Raw genomic sequence first — 2,201 nt, 5'->3', positions numbered from 1 at the left:
GGCCATGAGGCCGTCATCGTCATGGCGGCTGCGCGGGCCAACCTGGGCGGCTTCGGCGGCAGCGTGCACTCGGCCATCGTCGCGCCCTATCTGCTGCGCCACGGCAATGACGAGCAGAGGGCGCGCTGGCTGCCAGCGATGGCCACCGGCGAGCGCGTTGGCGCCATCGCGATGACGGAACCGGGCACCGGCTCTGACCTGCAGGCCATCCGCACCCGCGCACGCCGCGTCACTGACGAAAAGGGCGACCACTACGTCATCAACGGGCAGAAGACCTTCATCACCAATGGACAGAACGCCGACCTCATCGTCATCRTCTGCCGCACCGGGGACGCACCGGGTGCCAAGGGCTTGTCGTTGGTCGTCGCGGAGATCGATGCCGGCACGACGGGCCTGACGCGCCGTCGCCTGGACAAGATCGGCCTGCACGCCCAGGACACCAGCGAGCTTTTCTTTGATGAGCTGCGCGTGCCGGCCGCCAACCTGCTTGGGTCAAGCGAGGGCCTGGCCTTTGGCCAGTTGATGGGCGAACTGCCGCAGGAACGCCTCGTCATCGCATGCCAGGCCGTCGCGATGACGGAACGCGCGCTGGACGACACGGTGGCCTACGCCAAGCAGCGCGAGGCCTTCGGCCAGCCGATCTGGAACTTCCAGAACACCCGTTTCGTGCTGGCCCAGGCGCAGAGCGACGTGCTCGCCGCCCGCGCGCTGCTCGATGCCGCCATCTCGGCCCATCTGAAAGGTGAGCTCGACGCCGCCCGCGCGGCGCTGGTGAAGGCCTGGTGCAGCGACCTCGCCTCGCGGCTGACCGACGCCTGCCTGCAGCTCTTCGGCGGTTATGGCTACATGCTGGAGACGCCGATTGCCGAACTGTGGGCCGACGCCCGCGTGACGCGCATCTACGGCGGCACCAATGAAATCATGAAAGAGCTGGCTTCGCGATCCATGTGAGGCCCCTGGAGACCCCCATGTTCGACGCCTATCTCTACGGCCATTGCCGCACGCCGCGCGGCAAGGGCAAGCCCGACGGTTCGCTGCACGCGGCCACGCCGATCTGGCTGGTGCGCAGCGTGCTGCAGGCCCTGCAGCAGCGCACCCGGCTCGACACGTCGTTGGTCGACGACGTCATCCTTGGCTGCGTGACACCCATCGCCGAGCAGGGTGGCGACATCGCCCGCATCGCCGTGCTGGACGCCGGCTGGGCGCAGTCGGTGGGCGGCGTCACGCAGTCACGCTTCTGCGCCTCGGGGCTGGAGAGCGTCAACCTCGCAGCGGCCAAGGTGGCCAGCGGCTTCGAACGCCTGGTCGTGGCCGGCGGTGTCGAGAGCATGAGCCGCGTGCCCATGGGCAGCGACGGCGGCGCCTGGATGCTGGATGAGCGCGTCGTCAGCGCCATCGGTTTCGTGCCGCAGGGCATCAGCGCTGATCTGATCGCGACGCTGGAGGGCTTCACGCGCGACGAGCTCGACGCCTACGCGGCGCGCTCCCATCAGCGTGCCACCGCGGCGCGTGCCGAAGGACACTTCTCGAGCGCGCTGGTGCCGGTACATGACGAAGCCGGCGCCCTGCTGCTGGCCGAGGACGAAACCATCCGCCCACAAACATCCATCGAGACGCTGGCGGCGCTGAACCCCAGCTTCATCAAGCTGGGCGCGAAGTTCGACGGCCTGGCATTGCGCAAATACCCGCAGGCGTCGGCGATCGAACACCGCCACCATGCCGGCAATTCGTCGGGCATCGTTGATGGCGCAGCCCTGGTGCTGGTGGGCTCCAAGGCCGGCGGCGAAGCGGCGGGAGTCAAGCCCCGCGCGCGCATCCGTGCGGCCGCCGTCGTCGGCAGCGAGCCGACCATCATGTTGACCGGCACGACACCAGCCTGTCAGAAGGCACTGCGCCAGGCCGGCATGCAGGCGTCCGATATCGACCTGTGGGAAATCAACGAGGCCTTCGCCGCGGTGCCGATGAAGACGGCGCGCGATCTGGGCCTGGACCTGGATCGCGTCAACGTGAACGGCGGTTCAATTGCGCTCGGCCACCCGTTGGGCGCAACCGGCGCCATGCTGCTGGGCACCTTGCTCGATGAGTTGGAGCGACGCGATCTCCAGACCGGCGCCGTGACGCTGTGCGTCGGCGGCGGCATGGGCATCGCCACCATCATCGAACGGGTCTAGGGCCTGTCTCCCGGCGGCAATGGGACCCAT

2 protein-coding genes are annotated in these 2,201 nt (G+C 68.5%); both read left to right on the top strand.

Annotated features, from left to right (window positions below):
* On the top strand, positions 1-951 hold a 951-nt coding region (locus ACXJKR_RS30375), incomplete at its 5' end, for an acyl-CoA dehydrogenase family protein (RefSeq protein WP_457326013.1).
* A gap of 17 nt (positions 952-968) precedes the next feature.
* On the top strand, positions 969-2,171 hold the full coding sequence (locus ACXJKR_RS30370; RefSeq protein ID WP_457326012.1) for an acetyl-CoA C-acetyltransferase: 1,203 nt from the start codon (positions 969-971) through the stop codon (positions 2,169-2,171).
* The last annotated feature ends 30 nt before the right edge of the window (positions 2,172-2,201 follow it).

Source organism: Roseateles sp. P5_E11, from assembly GCF_054049355.1.
This window is presented reverse-complemented; position numbering and strand designations above follow the sequence as displayed.

Coding starts and splice junctions, on each gene's coding strand:
- ACXJKR_RS30370 (WP_457326012.1), top strand. CDS start 969: ATGTTCGACGCCTATCTCTACGGCCATTGCCGCACGCCGCGCGGCAAG.